Origin of the sequence: Candidatus Nanosynbacter sp. HMT-352 (assembly GCF_022819345.1) — a bacterium.
Taxonomy (GTDB): Bacteria; Patescibacteriota; Saccharimonadia; order Saccharimonadales; family Saccharimonadaceae; genus Nanosynbacter.
Genome location: NZ_CP089288.1, coordinates 356527 through 372412, shown reverse-complemented (window position 1 = coordinate 372412; position 15886 = coordinate 356527). Strand labels below are relative to the sequence as shown.

The 15886-nt window shown below is 42.9% G+C and carries 13 protein-coding genes, 3 tRNA genes and 2 rRNA genes; 3 read left to right on the top strand and 15 right to left on the bottom strand.

Annotation, left to right across the window (positions count from 1 at the left end):
• Positions 1-7: 7 nt before the first annotated feature.
• From LRM46_RS02005 to LRM46_RS01980, 6 genes are all read right to left on the bottom strand, one after another.
• Positions 8-481: a DUF5663 domain-containing protein gene (locus LRM46_RS02005; RefSeq protein ID WP_243812826.1), complete on the bottom strand. Its 474-nt coding sequence runs from the start codon at positions 479-481 to the stop codon at positions 8-10.
• Between the two features lie 62 nt (positions 482-543).
• Positions 544-858: a DUF5663 domain-containing protein gene (locus LRM46_RS02000; protein WP_243812825.1), complete on the bottom strand. Its 315-nt coding sequence runs from the start codon at positions 856-858 to the stop codon at positions 544-546.
• 36 nt (positions 859-894) lie between these two features.
• Positions 895-2868 carry a hypothetical protein gene (locus LRM46_RS01995; RefSeq protein WP_243812824.1) on the bottom strand — a complete coding sequence of 658 codons (1974 nt, stop codon included), beginning with the start codon at positions 2866-2868 and terminating at the stop codon, positions 895-897.
• Between the two features lie 104 nt (positions 2869-2972).
• Complete coding sequence (infB, locus tag LRM46_RS01990; RefSeq protein WP_243777752.1) at positions 2973-4742, bottom strand: translation initiation factor IF-2; 1770 nt, start codon at positions 4740-4742, stop codon at positions 2973-2975.
• A gap of 49 nt (positions 4743-4791) precedes the next feature.
• Positions 4792-5868, bottom strand: a complete 1077-nt coding sequence (locus LRM46_RS01985; RefSeq protein WP_129635204.1) for a 30S ribosomal protein S1 — start codon at positions 5866-5868, stop codon at positions 4792-4794.
• 111 nt (positions 5869-5979) lie between these two features.
• A complete protein-coding gene (locus LRM46_RS01980; protein WP_243777753.1) occupies positions 5980-6450 on the bottom strand; it encodes a hypothetical protein in 471 nt (156 codons plus the stop codon).
• A gap of 76 nt (positions 6451-6526) precedes the next feature.
• Between LRM46_RS01980 and LRM46_RS01975 the strand changes: the two genes are divergently transcribed.
• Positions 6527-7339: an ROK family protein gene (locus LRM46_RS01975; RefSeq protein ID WP_243812823.1), complete on the top strand. Its 813-nt coding sequence runs from the start codon at positions 6527-6529 to the stop codon at positions 7337-7339.
• Positions 7311-7775, top strand: a complete 465-nt coding sequence (locus LRM46_RS01970; RefSeq protein WP_243812822.1) for a hypothetical protein — start codon at positions 7311-7313, stop codon at positions 7773-7775. The genes LRM46_RS01975 and LRM46_RS01970 overlap by 29 nt, the downstream gene beginning before the upstream one ends.
• Before the next feature lie 41 nt (positions 7776-7816).
• Here LRM46_RS01970 and LRM46_RS01965 read toward each other — a convergent pair whose 3' ends face one another.
• The 9 genes from LRM46_RS01965 to LRM46_RS01925 form a co-directional block, all read right to left on the bottom strand.
• Positions 7817-8026, bottom strand: coding sequence for a con-10 family general stress protein (locus LRM46_RS01965; RefSeq protein WP_129637339.1), 210 nt, complete (start codon positions 8024-8026; stop codon positions 7817-7819).
• Positions 8027-8353: 327 nt separating this feature from the next.
• Positions 8354-9070 carry a hypothetical protein gene (locus tag LRM46_RS01960; protein ID WP_243812821.1) on the bottom strand — a complete coding sequence of 239 codons (717 nt, stop codon included), beginning with the start codon at positions 9068-9070 and terminating at the stop codon, positions 8354-8356.
• A complete protein-coding gene (locus tag LRM46_RS01955; RefSeq protein ID WP_243812820.1) occupies positions 9067-9765 on the bottom strand; it encodes a DUF3152 domain-containing protein in 699 nt (232 codons plus the stop codon). Before LRM46_RS01955 ends, LRM46_RS01960 begins: the two co-directional genes overlap by 4 nt.
• 118 nt (positions 9766-9883) lie before the next feature.
• Positions 9884-9992: ribosomal RNA gene (rrf, locus tag LRM46_RS01950) — 5S ribosomal RNA — on the bottom strand.
• A 181-nt stretch (positions 9993-10173) separates the two neighbouring features.
• Positions 10174-13560: ribosomal RNA gene (locus tag LRM46_RS01945) — 23S ribosomal RNA — on the bottom strand.
• A gap of 270 nt (positions 13561-13830) precedes the next feature.
• Positions 13831-14970 carry a dihydroorotate dehydrogenase (quinone) gene (pyrD, locus tag LRM46_RS01940; RefSeq protein ID WP_243813346.1) on the bottom strand — a complete coding sequence of 380 codons (1140 nt, stop codon included), beginning with the start codon at positions 14968-14970 and terminating at the stop codon, positions 13831-13833.
• Positions 14971-15062: 92 nt separating this feature from the next.
• Positions 15063-15139: transfer RNA gene (locus LRM46_RS01935), tRNA-Val, on the bottom strand.
• A gap of 13 nt (positions 15140-15152) precedes the next feature.
• A tRNA-Ile gene (locus LRM46_RS01930) sits at positions 15153-15229 on the bottom strand.
• A 49-nt stretch (positions 15230-15278) separates the two neighbouring features.
• Positions 15279-15355 (bottom strand) — tRNA-Ala (locus tag LRM46_RS01925).
• 66 nt (positions 15356-15421) lie between these two features.
• Here LRM46_RS01925 and LRM46_RS01920 point away from each other — a divergent pair.
• Positions 15422-15661, top strand: coding sequence for a hypothetical protein (locus LRM46_RS01920; protein WP_146422321.1), 240 nt, complete (start codon positions 15422-15424; stop codon positions 15659-15661).
• Positions 15662-15886: the final 225 nt, after the last annotated feature.

Here is a 15886-nt window from a genome sequence, read left to right as displayed (position 1 = left end):
TCACTGACTAAGCAGCCAAATCAAAGTCGCTTTGAGTCTGCTGCGGCGCTGAAGGTGCACTCATGCCACCTAAAATAGCATCGCGGTTGGCAATAATTTCCTTTTTCAAGTCAGCCATCACTGCAGCCACAACGTCACGATAATCTGGTCGATTGACCTCTAGCCACTTAGTAGCTGCAAATTCGTCCTTCAGACGCGGATCATCAACTGGCAAACCTGAAGCTTGTGACATTTTCTGCAGCATTGGTTCCTGCTGATAATTAGGCGCATGTTTCGCTAGAAAATCATCCACAGCACCTGGAGTTTTATCGATAATTCCCGCAAATTCCTCCAGCTGGGCATTGCTCATTCCCTGGCTTAATCGTTCGCCAACTCGAAGCTCCAATTCACTATAAATATGCTGCAACAACGATTTTTGCTGATCTTCCGGCAGCTGGTCCAGCCCCAATTCTTTAAGAAATTCTTCATTCAGTTGGAACATAGTCCTCCTTTTCTTTCGTCTATATGATTAAGTTAAATTATACCAGTAACTGTTTAATATTACTATCCACGCATCATATTCAGCGTGTCATTGTATAATTTTTGTAACTCAATCATAGTCTCATTCATCGAGGCTTGAACAATTTCCATCAAATTAACGCCATTATTTGCACACCAATTCAATATCACAGAAGCATCGTCGCCATCCAGTAATCTCATAAACTCATCCAGCCTCGCTTCGCCAACAGCCAGTAAAATCTTCCTCGTAATCTTATCCTGTACACTGTCAGTGACATCTTTTCTCATTTGCTCTTTTTTATCCGCAGGCAATGATCCAAAACCAGCTTGTGCTAAGAATTCGTCAGTAATTTCAAACATTTTTTTATCTCCTTGTTTATTTTTATATTTTATCTATTAAACGTATCTACTCAATACATCCAACACGTGCTTAGTAGCGCTAGATCCGTCAACTTTCATCCAAACTGATCCGTCAGGGTTATTAAACCATTCCACGGTGTGACCATTAGCCATGGCTTTATCGGCCAGATTATGAAGTTGATCCATTGCGTTTGCGTTACCAAACTTCTCGGCAGCCCAGTCCCAAGGATAGTCGTAAGAATTGAAGTTTGATGTATCTGGATTAATATTATCTACGATTGCTTTGGCAGCAGAGTTATCCGCAGAAGATGCGCCACCAGACTGAGGTGTTTGCTCACCACCAGATTGTGGAGTTGCATCAGCATTACCCTCAGTTCCAGTAGCGTGTGCAGAGTTATTCCACAAGTGATTGATGGAACTACCAAAAACACCACCCAAGGCAAAACCTATACCATACTTACCTAATGACGATTTTACCTTCTTATGCAGGGCATCCTGCCTCTCTATACTCACATCCTTAAGATTGTCAACTGATACATTGACTGCATGCTCCATAACATCGTCAATTTTCATGTTGGCCACAGCTTTCTCAAATGAAGGATCTATAGTTTCAAGACGGTCATCAGCGGCTATGCGATCTTCGCCACGATGCTCCTCCAGAACAGCTTGTTTTGTTGCTCCAGCAACTCCCAATTTCGTTACAATACCGACAGCCGTCGTAATAGGCCATCCAGCAATTCCAGCAAAGGTTCCTGTAGCAGTACCTACCACAAAACCAGCACCACCCAACTTCAGCCACTGAGCAATCTTACCACCCTTATTAAACCATTTACCAACTTTAGCTGCAGCTTTCTTAAATTTACCACGATCATCGAGCATGCTGTCATACTTATCTGTCGTCATTCTTGAGGTTTCTTGCATACTTGCAAACGCTGCTTGAGCCATTTCCGCTGCTAATTCAGTCTGCTTTTCTGGATCCTGTTTTGCTGCTTCGATTTTATCAGCAAACTTAAGACGCATGTATTCCAATACTCTCTCTTTCAATTCTTTTGCAGCAGCTTCCAACGCTTCTTGTCGTTTCTTTTTCCCAAAGAAGTGTGATTCAGCAGCGATACTAGCCTTAGCAAACCTCTCCCTAGCAAGCTTAAGAGAAGTAGCCGCCTCGTGTTCATCTTCGGTTTTTTCAGCATCATCACGCTTATCACCAAGATATTTATCTCGCATAGCCTGTTCGTACAGTGTTAAGCCTTCTGGATTATCATCCTTCTTTGGTTTATCCACGTTAGGGATCGTCGTTCCAAACATCTCTTTGTCTATTACGTTTTCATCTTTATATCTAGAAACCACTTCTGGACTATATCTTGAGTAAATATCTACCCCAAAACTCTCAAGTTTCCTTAGATCCTCTTCAGTCGTCGGATGAACAAGAACAAAACGTTTAGCAGCCGCATCCCTCATATAGTCGTTCCACTTAATTCTATCTAGTTCATCAGGTGTAGGTTCAGGCGGCTCGATTAGAGCAGCAGGTGTATTACCTGATTCTACAGGAGATCGATTACCGTCTGGTGTAGTGACAGATTTAGGGAGAGAAGGTTCAGGATAAACAGGGTATTGACGACCGTCTGGTTTAGTGACAGATTTAGGGAGAGAAGGTTCAGGATAAACAGGGTATTGACGACCGTCTGGTTTAGTGACAGATTTAGGGAGAGAAGATTTAGGATAAACAGGATATTCAGGAGTATTTCTCAGACCTTCCAATTGTTCCTCAGACATAGTATTAGCAATCGGGCTAGTGTCGCCCGTAGTGTCGCCCGATTTTACGGGAGCCTCAGGAGCGATTGTACCGGGTGTATCTTTAGCCTGCTCGCCAGAATCCCTGCCGGTCACTACTCTCCAAGTATATAATGCAACTTCTCCTAATTTTCGTGCAGCTTTTGTAAACAGATTATCTCTTTTTTCAGGAGACGGTTCTCCATTAGGATTAGGCTGAACTTTAGGTGTTTCGCTCATTTTGTGGTGGTTTCCTTTCGCCTTCTGTGCGCAGAATGGCAATAAACTTATGTATACTTAAGATACTATCATAAATACACAAAAAAGTCAATACTTAGAACAGTCTACCCCAGAGTTTTCTTCACTAATTCCCTAGTAAAGAACTCCAGCTTGTCGCCAATTTCTAAGGTAATTTTTTTCTTTGTCCTAAGACTCAGTCCGCACATTTCGCCTTCAAAGACCTCTTTTGCCTCTTGTTGCTGACGCTGCACAGAAGAAACTTCCACTTCAGCAATTTGCTCTCCGCCACGTTTTACGCGCGCCAGCAAGTCCTTAGCGACTTTACCGCGCTTCACTTCACCGCCGGCAATCACTTCTTCGCGCATCGTCCTAAATACGCCCTTAATTTCCAGCTCACCAATTTCAGTTTCAACGATTTCTGGCGCTAGCAAAGCCTCCATTGAAGCCTTAGCGTCATCCAATAGTTCATAAATTACCTTAAAAATCCGTACTTCCACATGTTCACGCGCCGCTAATCGCTTAACTGCTGGTGGCAAATCGACATTAAAGCCATAAATCACCGTATTTTCACCGACCGCCAAATGAATATCGTTCTCAGAAATATTGCCAACACCAGTTCCAACAACATGGAGCTCAACTTCGCCATTCGTATCAATCAGCTTCAAACTATCAACCACAGACGTTACCGAACCCTGAACATCGGCCTTAACGATTACGTTAAATTCTTCCGCATCAAGTTTCCGATTCATCATCTTAAGAATATCTGCGCCAGTAACATTGGTTGTGGCTGCCATTCTCTCCTGTTCAATTTTAGCCTTTTGCGCCAAATTGCGAGCTTCTTTTTCGCTCTTCGCAATCTCAAATCCATCACCGAATTGTGGCAATTCCTTAAATCCGGTCATATTCACTGGCATACTTGGACCGGCATCTTTAACGGTTTTACCACGGAAATCTTGAAGCGTTCGGACTCGCCCGTAAGCCGTCCCAGCAACCAAATAATGACCAGGTCTCAAATGACCATTTTCCACCAATAAACCAACCACGGCACCACGACCAGTTTCCATGTGCGCCTCAATAACCAAACCTTCAGCAGGAACATCTTCATCCGCACGTAAATCTTCCATATCCGCCACCAACAAAACCATATCCAAAAGCTTGTCTAAGTTCTGACCAGTTTTTGCACTAACCTCAACCATCACAGTGTCGCCACCCCATTCTTCAGGATTCAAGCCATGTTCAGACGCCAATTGAGTCTTTACTAGTTGCGGATTAGCCGCCTCTTTATCAATCTTATTAATTGCCACCACAATTTTAGCGTTAGCTGACCTGGCAAATCGAATAGCTTCAACAGTCTGAGGCTTAACTCCATCATCCGCCGCCACCACGATAATCACCACATCGGTCAATGTAGCTCCGTGCTGCCTTAGCGCCGCAAAAGCCTCGTGACCTGGAGTGTCCAATAAAGTGATAGTCCGTCCGTTACGCTGAGCTTGATAAGCGCTAATATGCTGAGTAATTCCTCCAGCTTCACTAGCCGCTGTTTTCTTATCAAGAATCGCATCTAGCAAACTCGTTTTACCGTGGTCAACATGCCCCATCACAGCCACAATTGGCGGACGAGGAACTGCCTTATCTGACAATTTGTGCGCATGGTGATGGATTTCTGCTGAAACCGTCTTCCGTTTCAGCTGCACATCCAGCCCCAATTCTTCAACAATAATCTGTGCAGTCTCAAAATCTAGTCGCTGATTAATTGTCGCAGCGATTCCGTTCTTAAACAATTCACCAATCAGCGTAGTTACTGACAACCCCAGAGTTTCGGCCAACTCGCCAACCGTTACCGAATCCGCAATATTGACGATTTTTTCTGCCATAATAAGCTCCTCTCACCTCTGGGCGTAGCTACGCTTCAGGGGATTTGTATTATTTTTTCTTTGATGATTTGCCGAGCGAAAGAGAAATCTTACGATTTTCCTTATCGATATCCAAAACTGTAAATTCTTTACGCTCGTTCAACGTAAATACCTTTTCAGGATCAGTACCGTCACCGCCAAGTTCTGACACGTGAACCAAAGCTTCAACCGCTGGACTCAACTGTACGAATGCACCAAATGGAGTAATTCGAGTTACAGTTCCCTCAACTTTCTCGCCAGGCTTAAATTGCTCAACTTCATCCAACCATGGATCCTTAGTCAATTGCTTCATACTCAAACTCAAGCGCTCTTTGTCGATTGCAATGATCTTAGCTTCGATAGTTTGACCAACTTTTACGTAGTCAGATGGGTTATTAACACGCTCCCAGCTAATTTCTGAGATGTGAATCAAACCTTCAATACCTTCAACGTTAACGAATACGCCAAAGTCAACAACACCTGTAACAACACCTGTAACTGTATCACCGATTGCCAACTTCTGGAATCGCTCCGCCAGACCCTCTTTAACCGCCTCTTTTTCAGAGAAAATCAATTTATTAGCTTTTCGGTCAGCGTCCAAGATTCGCGCCTTGATATCCTTCTTTACCAAGCTGTTCAATCGTTGCAAGATTTCGTCCTTGTCACTAGAGCCTACACGAGGATAGTGTTCAGCCGACAATTGCGATACTGGCAAGAATCCGCGAATACCTTCGTATTCGACCAGAAGTCCACCACGGTTAGCGTCGTATGGTACAACGGTGATGATTTCACCAGATTCCAATTTAGCCATAACTTCATCCCAACCACGATCTTTCGCAGCCTTGCGCAATGAAAGTAGCGAATAACCGTCTTCCAATTCGGTATCAATTACGCTAGCAATTACTGAATCGCCAACATTGTAGTTCTTTGAAAGGCTAACTTCGCGGCGTGGAACCAAGCCAACACCCAAAGGTCCTAAATCGATTAAAATTTCGTGCTTCTTTACTGATAAAACAGTACCGTCAACTGTTTCACCGACAGTAAGTTGTTTAACACTATCACCTGCTTGAGCCAGCAAGTCATCCATTGTAATTTTGGCATCTGCCATAAGTCTTCTAAAGACCCCTTCCTTAAAATTGATATTATTCTTCAGGGACATAATAAAAATATCCCCACAGATTATCACAATTATATCACAACAGATAGATAGAAGTCAAAGCTAGATAAGATAGCGAGATCGCTGATAAGCCACTGTTAAAAACACCAAAATACCAAAAGCCACTGCAGAAACAGCTACATCTTCTGGTCCAGTTTTTGGCAATCCTTTATCAGATTGCCTAGAAGGAGTAGAAGGAGCTGGCGTTGTAGATGATGGCGATTGTTGAGACTGAGAAGATTCAGATGTAGGAGTTGTCTTTTTCGACTCTTCAGTCTTCACGTCGGTTCGAGCCTCACCTCTTCCGCCTGATTGATTATTCGTTTTTTGATCTGCGGACTGCTGAGATGTGCTGTTGTTTTGTGAATTCTTATTGCTATTCTCTGATGCTACCAAATCGCTAGAAATTGGCGACCCATCTTGCGACAAATTATTCTGCCTAATTCCGTAAAGAACAGCCAAAGATATAGCCACTAAAATAGCGCCTACTACTACAAAAACTCCAATTGACCCAGCCTGATTTACTCGCTTCATATTATATCTCCACTCAAATTTTCTTTATTATATCATAATGACCTCTTATAAGTAAAGCTGGTGATATAATAAATATATGATTATTACGGTTGACACAGGTGGGACCAAAACATTAGTAGCCAGCTTTGACGAGGAAAAAAATCCTAAGCATATCATCAAGTTCCCCACCCCTAAAAACGTAGACCAATACATTCAACGCATTGCCGATCAAATTCACCTGATTACGAACGATAAGCCAATTGACGCAATTTCTGTAGCTCTGCCAGGAGTAGTCAAAGACGGCATGGCAGTGTGGTGTCAAAATCTCGGTTGGAAAAATCAACCTATCCGCGAGCTACTTTCCCGATATTTTCCTAATATACCAATATTTATTGCAAATGACGCCAATATGGCAGGATTGGCAAGCATGCTCAGATTGCCCAAAACTCCCAGATGCGGTCTATACATCACTCTAGGAACCGGCGTTGGCACTTCCCTAATCCTGAATGGAAATCTACATAAAGAACTTAGCGATTGCGAGGGCGGACATATGTCTTTGAACTACAATGGCAAGATTACCACTTGGGAAGAGATTGCTGCGGGTAGAGTTTTACAGAGAATTTTTGGCGAATTATCATCAGACACACCCCTGGAAGTCTGGGAAGAGGTCGCCAATAGGATAAAAGCTGGGTTGCAACCCCTCATCGCCTTTACGCAACCAGATGTCGTTGTTATTGGCGGGAGCGTGGGAGTATTCACATCCTATTTTTCAGATATTTTAAGCGGTCTTCTGGCAGAAAACTTACCCGCCGCTATATCGGTACCAAAAATAATCAGCGCCCCTAACCTAGAAGAAATTGTATTATACGGATGCTACGACAATGCCATCAGTCGGCTTGCCTCAAATTGAACACGACTTTCCAGAACTGCAGTTCAAGGAGGGTAAAGTATTTTCCTGGAACCCTAATTCGCAAACAGTCTATTACGAAAAATTAGATTCGCAAGAAGACTTAGTGCAACTTTTACACGAAATCGCCCACGCTAAACTTGGTCATAAAAATTATCAATATGATGTCCAGCTGATCGAAATGGAAAGATCTGCCTGGGAATATGCCGTTGATACTTTGGCGCCAAAATACAGATTAACCCTCAGTATGGACGACGATAATATTCAAGATTCTTTAGATAGCTACAGAGACTGGCTACATAAACGCAGTCTTTGCCCTCAGTGTAGCGCAGTTGGATTACAAGCCACTTCCTCGTCTTACAAGTGTATTAATTGCCACTCAGAATGGCGCGTAAATCAGGCGAAATCCTGCCAACTTAAAAGATATCAAATAAAATAAGCCTCTCATACGGAGGCTAATTTTAAGAGATTGGAGCGGTCTTATTCTGCAATTTTTTGTACTGTCTTCTTAGTACGGCGTGAAATGCGTCCGCCCTTAGCGCCAGCGATACGAGCCAAAGCTGGATTTGCAGCAAAGCCACCAGTTCGACCGTTTTTACCGCCCTTACGTCCGATCTTTGCGTAAAAATCTGGATCGCGAGCTAGATTTTTTTGAGCGGCCTTTAAGCCGCCAGCCTTTGTTCCTGCCATAGGAAGGTTTTCCTCCATTTTTAAAAAAGATTTCCACATAAATTTAAATGGAAACCCTCACCTTTATATATCACACATGATATGTGTTATGTTTATATGCTAGCATATAACTAACGCTTTGTCAATATTTACATAAGTAGTTTTTATTGTGAATAAAATATTGCATTTTACTGACGCGTTAGCTACACTAATAAAGTCAGTTACTGACGGCACCTGTTGGAGCTTCAGAAATCATGAGTTCCACCACAAAAAATTCTCGTTTTCTGCGAGATTCGAGAAGAAAAATATCCCATCACATAGAGGGATATTTTTTATTGCAGATTTATTCTAAAACTCTCTTAATAGATTGTCTATTCTAAGCTGAGATTCTTGTGTTAACTCATTTTGCAAACCAATCCAGGCGTTAATAGCCACGGTAAATTTATCCTTGGCTATAGTAAACTGGTCGCTATCTTTCTTTTCGTTAGTCGACTTCAAATCGCGCGCAGCCAATAAAATAGCGTCTATTCTCTTCATCGCTAACTTACGTAAGTCAACCTCGTTTTCTCTGGATTCCAACCTCTTCTTTGTATCAGTCCATATTTTCTCCATAGCAATAAAGTCATTTTGCTTGGTCTTCGATAACTTATCTGACACCGTACGTATTTCACCGCTCAATTCCTTATCAAACTCCATAAAGCCGACAATCTTCTCTATACTCTGTATAGTTCGGTTCATCTTCTCTACCGATTTATTGCATTCTTCTGAATACTTTTTAAATCTAGTATTAACGTTCTTCTGCCAAGATACAAAAAATACTACATCACAGCTTTGGCGTTTATTTTTTAAATCAGCCAAATATTCATTCAATTTTTTAGTAGATAATTTGTCTTTTTGCAAATTAACAAACAGCGAGCCCTCCACCTCATTAGTGTTTTTTGTTACGCTTTGAACGTTTTCCCAAGATTTCCAGCTCACAAATCCATATGCCAATATCATTATCAGCGTTATAAAACTCATGACAATAGCCAATTTAAGCGTGCGATAATTTTTTATCAATTTCATAGTTCTATCCCCAGCGTAGTTGACCATAATTCACTATCAAGCGGCCAAGGATTAAAAGCACACCCCTGTAAATCAATTGATTGCTGCTGCATAACCGCCGCTGGATTATTAACCCCAGAACAATTCAAATGCCCATGCCCCAACCAGTGCCCAACTTCATGATTGATTACCATATGTCGATAATTACGAATATCACCACCTGCTTTATTCCACGCTGTAGTCGCGCCAGACCATCGATTGTCATTGATAATGACAGAAGACCCGACTCGACAACTCCAATCCGCGTCACAGCCTGACGAGAATGAGGACATCAATTCAGCTTGCGACAGAACTAGATTGAAACTTCCACTCTCTTTTACCTCTTTAAAAATAATCCCCATACGCGCCCAGCCTCGATTATCGTTTAAGGTTTCATTTACCTGTTTCGAGAATTCAGCTAGATTTGATCGGACATTGCCCTTTGTTGATATTGTATATGTGACTTCTTTTTTCACTCCAGAATTCAATTTTTTTGACGATTGAGATGTGGAGTGCCAATCTGGAGTCTGGATATCTGACACCTTAAATCTGGATAGTGATGATGGAGATTTTATTTCAGAAAAAAATTTAGCACTAATCGCCTTCTTCGCATCACTCTTATTCTCATTGGGTGCTGTTATGCTAATCGTTGGAGTTAAAGCAACAGCAATCGCCATACCGCCAGTAGCCACCCTACACACTATACACATACTTATATTCTATCACCCGCCAAAACATACCACAAACGTTTTAAGACAAAGAAGAAAGCCACCCTATTAGGATGGCTTTCTTATAATTCGGCACCGTGCTAGTTTCCCACTTTCGCAGTATAATCGCCGCTGGGGAGCTTAACTTCTGTGTTCGGAATGAGAACAGGTGTTTCCTCCTCGCTATGGGCACCGAAGGAGGGGGTTACGACGCTTGGTTCCGTATATACTCCACGGTGGGCCAAACCCCTTTCTTCGATGTCCAACATCAGCACGGAATTGATTTTTAATTGACTGGTACTTTTGAAAAGCACCAATTACTAGTTAAGTCTACCTTATCCGCAATGTTTATGCAAGCATAAACTCCACGGACAAGGACATAAAAAGGCAATGGGACTATTAGTACGCTTCAGCTCCATACATTACTGTACTTCCACCTTGCGCCTATCAAACAGATAGTCTTTCTGTGTCCTCATAGGGAAACCTTATCTTGAGGTTAGTTTCGCGCTTAATATGCTTTCAGCGCTTATCTAGTCCGCACATAGCTACTCGACAATGCAGCAGGTGGCCACAATCGATACACCAGAGGTGCGTCCGCCCCGGTCCTCTCGTACTAGGGGTAGATCCTCTCAAGTTTCCTATCGTCCATACCGGATATAAACCGAACTGTCTCACGACGTTCTGAACCCAGCTCGCGTACCACTTTAATCGGCGAACAGCCGAACCCTTGGAAGGTGCTCCCCCTCCAGGATGTGATGAGCCGACATCGAGGTGCCAAACAGCGCCGTCTATGTGAACTATTGGGCGCTATAAGCCTGTTATCCCCAGGGTAACTTTTATCCGTTTGCGCTGTCGATCCCACATTCATGTACAAATGTACGTACAGCGGATCACTTGCTCCGACTTTCGTCTCTGATTGGAATGTACTCCTCACAGTCAAGCTGGCTTATGCGCATACACTATCACTTCGATTTCCATCCGAAGTTAGCCAACCTTTGAACGCCTCCGCTACTCTTTAGGAGGCAACCGCCCCAGTTAAACTACCCACCATACACGGTCCGCTAACCGGATAACGGTCAGCGTGAGAACACAATCACAACAAGGGTGGTATTTCACTTGGTGACTCCACAAATACTGGCGTATCTGCTTCAAAGTCTCCCACCTATGCTACACATGTTGAAACCATATTCAATGTAAAGCTGTAGTAAAGCTCCATGGGGTCTTTTCGTCCTGGTACGGACAGACGGCATCTTTACCGCCAATGCACTTTCACCGAGTCCTTCGCTGAGACAGTGCCCACATGATTACTCCATTCGTGCGGGTCAGAACTTACCTGACAAGGAATTTCGCTACCTTAGGACGGTTATAGTTACCGCCGCCATTGACTAGGGCTTCAGTTCGCACCGTGAAGCGCTCCCCTTAACCTTCCAGCATTGGGCAGGAGTCAGCCCCTATATATCCACTTTCGTGTTAGCAGAGACCTGTGTTTTTGATAAACAGTTCCGTGGGCTCTTTTGCTGCGGCCCCCACATCGTTAGATGTCAGAAGTTCGCGTTCAAAAGAACAATTCGTTTGCTCTATCTCAGAAAATTCGTTTTGTGATTAAAAATGTACTCTTTAACCTAATATTCACTGAGTGAACGCGGCTGATATCCACCGAAGTGGGGGCAGACCTTATCCCGAAGTTACGGTCGCTGTATTGCCGAGTTCCTTAGCGAAGGTTCGCTCGTAAGCCTGAGTCTACTCGACTCGAGCACCTGTGTTGGTTTGCGGTACGGGCGGCTAAGTCCACGCGTACACCTGCTTTTCTAGCCAGGGCTTTCACCAAAATCGCAACTCCGAAGAGTTACTTTCACTCCCTTTGCGTTCCCGCTCGGTTGGACGGATAAACCATGAATCCGCTTCGATTACTTCCCCGTGAACAGTGTACAAAACTTAACCGGTTCAGGAATATTAACCTGATGTCCATCGCCTACGCTCTGCGCCTCGGCTTAGGCCCGACTAACCCTGAGATGATTACCATGGCTCAGGAAACCTTGCTCTTACGGCCGAGAGGATTCTCACCTCTCTTATGGTTACTCATTCCAGCATTCTCACTTCCTACCGCTCCACCGAACCTTCCGATTCGACTTCACCGCTGATAGGAACGCTCCTCTACCACTACACACTAAGAACAAAATCAAAGTTTCTTAATCAATTTAAACCTTGGAATGATCTTTCCGTCTTTTTCAATATTATCTAAAAACATTTTCTTAGGTCTAGCCCATAATTCTCCGTCGCCATAAATGGCTCGATAAACTACAAGCTCTTCAAGCGTCTCAGTATGAACAGCTATACTTACAACAACATACTTATTGCCTTTATAGTGTTTATAAACGCTACCTACGTAAATCTCATTTTCCATAAATTGATTGTAACACAACTTTAACTTTGTACTTAGCGTGTAATCCATATCTTCGGTATAACGTTTTAGCCCCGTTACATTTTCCACGCAAGATCTCTTGACTAGTGAGCTGTTACGCACTCTTTAAATGAATGGCTGCTTCTAAGCCAACATCCTAGCTGTTTAAGAAATCTCACCTTGTTTCCCACTGAACGTTAATTTAGGGACCTTAGATGATGGTCTGGGCTGTTTCCCTTTTGAGCACCGATCTTAGCACCGATGTTCTAACTGCCGTGATTACACACATGGTATTCGTAGTTTGTTAAGGGTGGGTACAGTTGCCCGCCCCAGTCCTTTACAGAGCTCTACCCCCATGTGCTACTAACACGACGCTAGCCCTAAAGCTATTTCGAGGAGAACCAGCTATCTCCGAGTTCGATTGGCATTTCACCGCTAACCACAAGTCATCCAAACACTTTGCTGCGTATCCTGGTTCGGTCCTCCACCACCTGTTACAGTGGCTTCAACCTGCTCATGGTTAGGTCACCCGGTTTCGGGTCTAATCCTTACAACTTAATCGCCCTATTCAGGCTCGCTTTCACTGTGGCTCCGTCAATTGACTTAACCTCGCTGTAAAAATTAACTCGCTGGATCGTTCTACAAAAAGCACGCCGTCACCGGACAAGCCGGCTCCGACTCCTTGTAGGCACTAAATTTCAGGATCTATTTCACTCCCCTCCCGGGGTTCTTTTCACCTTTCCATCACTGTACTAGTTCACTATCGATCGTATATTATATTTAGCCTTGGCTGGTGGTCCAGCCAGATTCAAACAGGGTTTCTCGTGCCCCGTCCTACTCGATAAAACATACATAAGGTCAGCGTCGTTTTCATATACACGGCTTTCACGTTCTTTGGCTAGTCATTCAAACTATTCTACTAACCACGCCGATTTCTTACCTTACTAACTGTTGATAGCCAGTTATCGCAAATCAGATTATTTGAATGAATCAAATTCTCTGACTTGGTCATATGTAATATCACAACCCCTTATAAGTATTCGTCTACCAACTTATTTGCCTAAATTAATAGGCAAAAACTTAAAAGGTTTGGGCTGTTGCGATTTCGCTCGCCACTACTTTCGCAATCGTTATTTACTTTCTCTTCCTCATCCTACTAAGATGTTTCAGTTCAGATGGTTCCCGCTCGCTTGCCTATGTGTTCAGCAAGTGGCAACATGACATGACTCATGCTGGGTTTCCCCATTCGGAGATCTCCGGATCAAAGCTTGTTGACAGCTTCCCGAAGCTTATCGCAGTCTTCCACGTCCTTCGTCGGTAATATACGTCTAGGCATCCATTTAGCGCCCTTGAGTACCTTTTTATGCATTGACTTAACTAGTAGTTGCTACTTTGCAATTACTACTACCGTCAATTAAAAACTCAATTTCTTTTACTCTCAAATTGTTAATGATCAGTGCCTCACACATTTGAGTGCACAATTGACAGGTCAATAAATTGACAAATCTATCTACACTCAGATGTTTTCTCACTGCCCTCGCACGCTTTGCAGTGTATTGCCAGAGGTTCGTTTGAACATTCGCTTAACTAGTAATTAACTATACAGCAGCTGAGATTCTTTTGCAAGGGTTTTTTCAAAGTTTTTTCGACTTTTTTTGCTTTTTATTAAAATCAGCACCAATCGCCTCAGAAATACTAGAAAAACCGTCATTTTTTAGCAACTGAATCAACTCGCGATTTATTCGCCCAATTAACTGCGGACCTTCGAAAAACAGCCCAGTGATAAGCCCAACCAGACTAGCGCCCGCCTTAATCTTAACGTATGCGTCTTCGGCCGAAAAAACCCCACCAACACCAATAATAGTCAGTTTATCCCCATAATTTTTATATGCATACCTAATCAATTCTAAGCTATGTGCGCGAGTAGGTTTGCCGCTTAATCCACCCCTAATGTCATCAGTCAAAGGATCTTTAAGATCTACCTTCTCACGATCCTTTATTAAATTAGCAACCGTTACGCCCTGAATATTATGCTCAACAATAACCTTTAATAGCGAGTCGAATTGCTTCAGATCATACAAATGTGGCATTTTAACCCAGAAAGGAACATTTCTCTCTACAGAATCTAATTCGCTCAATAAAGTCTCTAGCGTATCAGCATAGATAAACGGCTCCTTGCCAGCATTCGGACAAGAAATATTAATCTCTATAACACTAGCCAAGCTGTTGTCTACGATATAACTAACCGCTTTTTTTACGTCCCGAATTATATATTCTTCCGGAACGACTGGCCCAAATTCGTCTTTCGTGGATTTATCAGCAATAACAGCCACAGAGACAACAGTCGGCATTGATTTAACTTTATGTATGTTTAGTTCAACGTAGTCGCTAATCTTCTCTAGCCCATAATTTGGCATGCCAGCGTACACAACTACAGATTTGGTATTCGGCAATCGATGAAACCATGGTCGAGGATTTCCCCTTCTCGGCTCCATAGTTACAGATCCACCAGAAGCAAAGCCAAATCCAACATCTTCCATTAAGGGTGACAATTGTACATTTTTATCAAATCCCGCCGACAAGCCTATTGGGTTATTAAATACAACTCCATCAATTTCCTGCTGTAGCGACTTGTCCTGGAAGCTCCATAGCTTACGAATAATCCATCTAATAGGAGAAAACGCCTGCGCCACACGACCGCAAAAAATAGTTAACTTATGAGTAAAGTCTGGTGTTAATAAAAATAATATCGGCTTAATAATACGCTTATACATATTCTAAGAGTATAACTATCTATGCTTTATTAAGCAAGATTGCTTGTAAACAAAAAATCGCCTACTCGGCGATAATCCTGACTATCTATGATTGGTGGGCGCTGAGGGACTCGAACCCCCGACCCTCTCGGTGTAAACGAGATGCTCTAGCCAACTGAGCTAAGCGCCCATATTAAAAAATATGGTGGGCGATGAGGGACTTGAACCTCCGACCTCGTCATTATCAGTGACGCGCTCTAACCAGCTGAGCTAATCGCCCTCATTCGTCTTGGTGGAGTGTCGTGGACGTAAGCCCACTTCACCCCATATGGTGGAGACACAGGGACTCGAACCCTGGACCCCCTGCTTGCAAAGCAGGTGCTCTAGCCAACTGAGCTATGTCCCCATAAATTGCCAAGACCTTTTAATTGTACAGTATCTTTTTAATTCTGACAAGTGTATAATTAATAATATGTTATATCAATTTAGTTTTGGCTCATTATTTTTTGGGATTTTAGTCTTAATTGCTGGTGGAATCGTCGTCGTTTTTCATCAAAAATTAGCCGACAATCTGGGAAGCGGCGTAAGTAGCTATGACCGTTTCAAGTTTTGGGGGCTTGTTACATGTGGAGTGGGATTCGCTATTATGCTCAGTCTACACACTATCCCACTAAACTGGCTACTAAACTCCCTTTTTGGCGGCGGGCTATAATAAGCGTCGGCAAAAAGCATAAATAGCCAAAAAATTATTGGCTATTTTTTATAATCACAATTCTACTAAAATATCAGATTTAATTAAATATACCATACAAAAAGCCCCTCATAGAAGGGCTTTTTCATTTAACAACTTGATTGTGCAATTCATCAATCGGTTTATCGTAGAGAAAGGTTGAACTTTTGTCTCGTCCTCGAGAGGACTATTGTAAATATGTAAGCT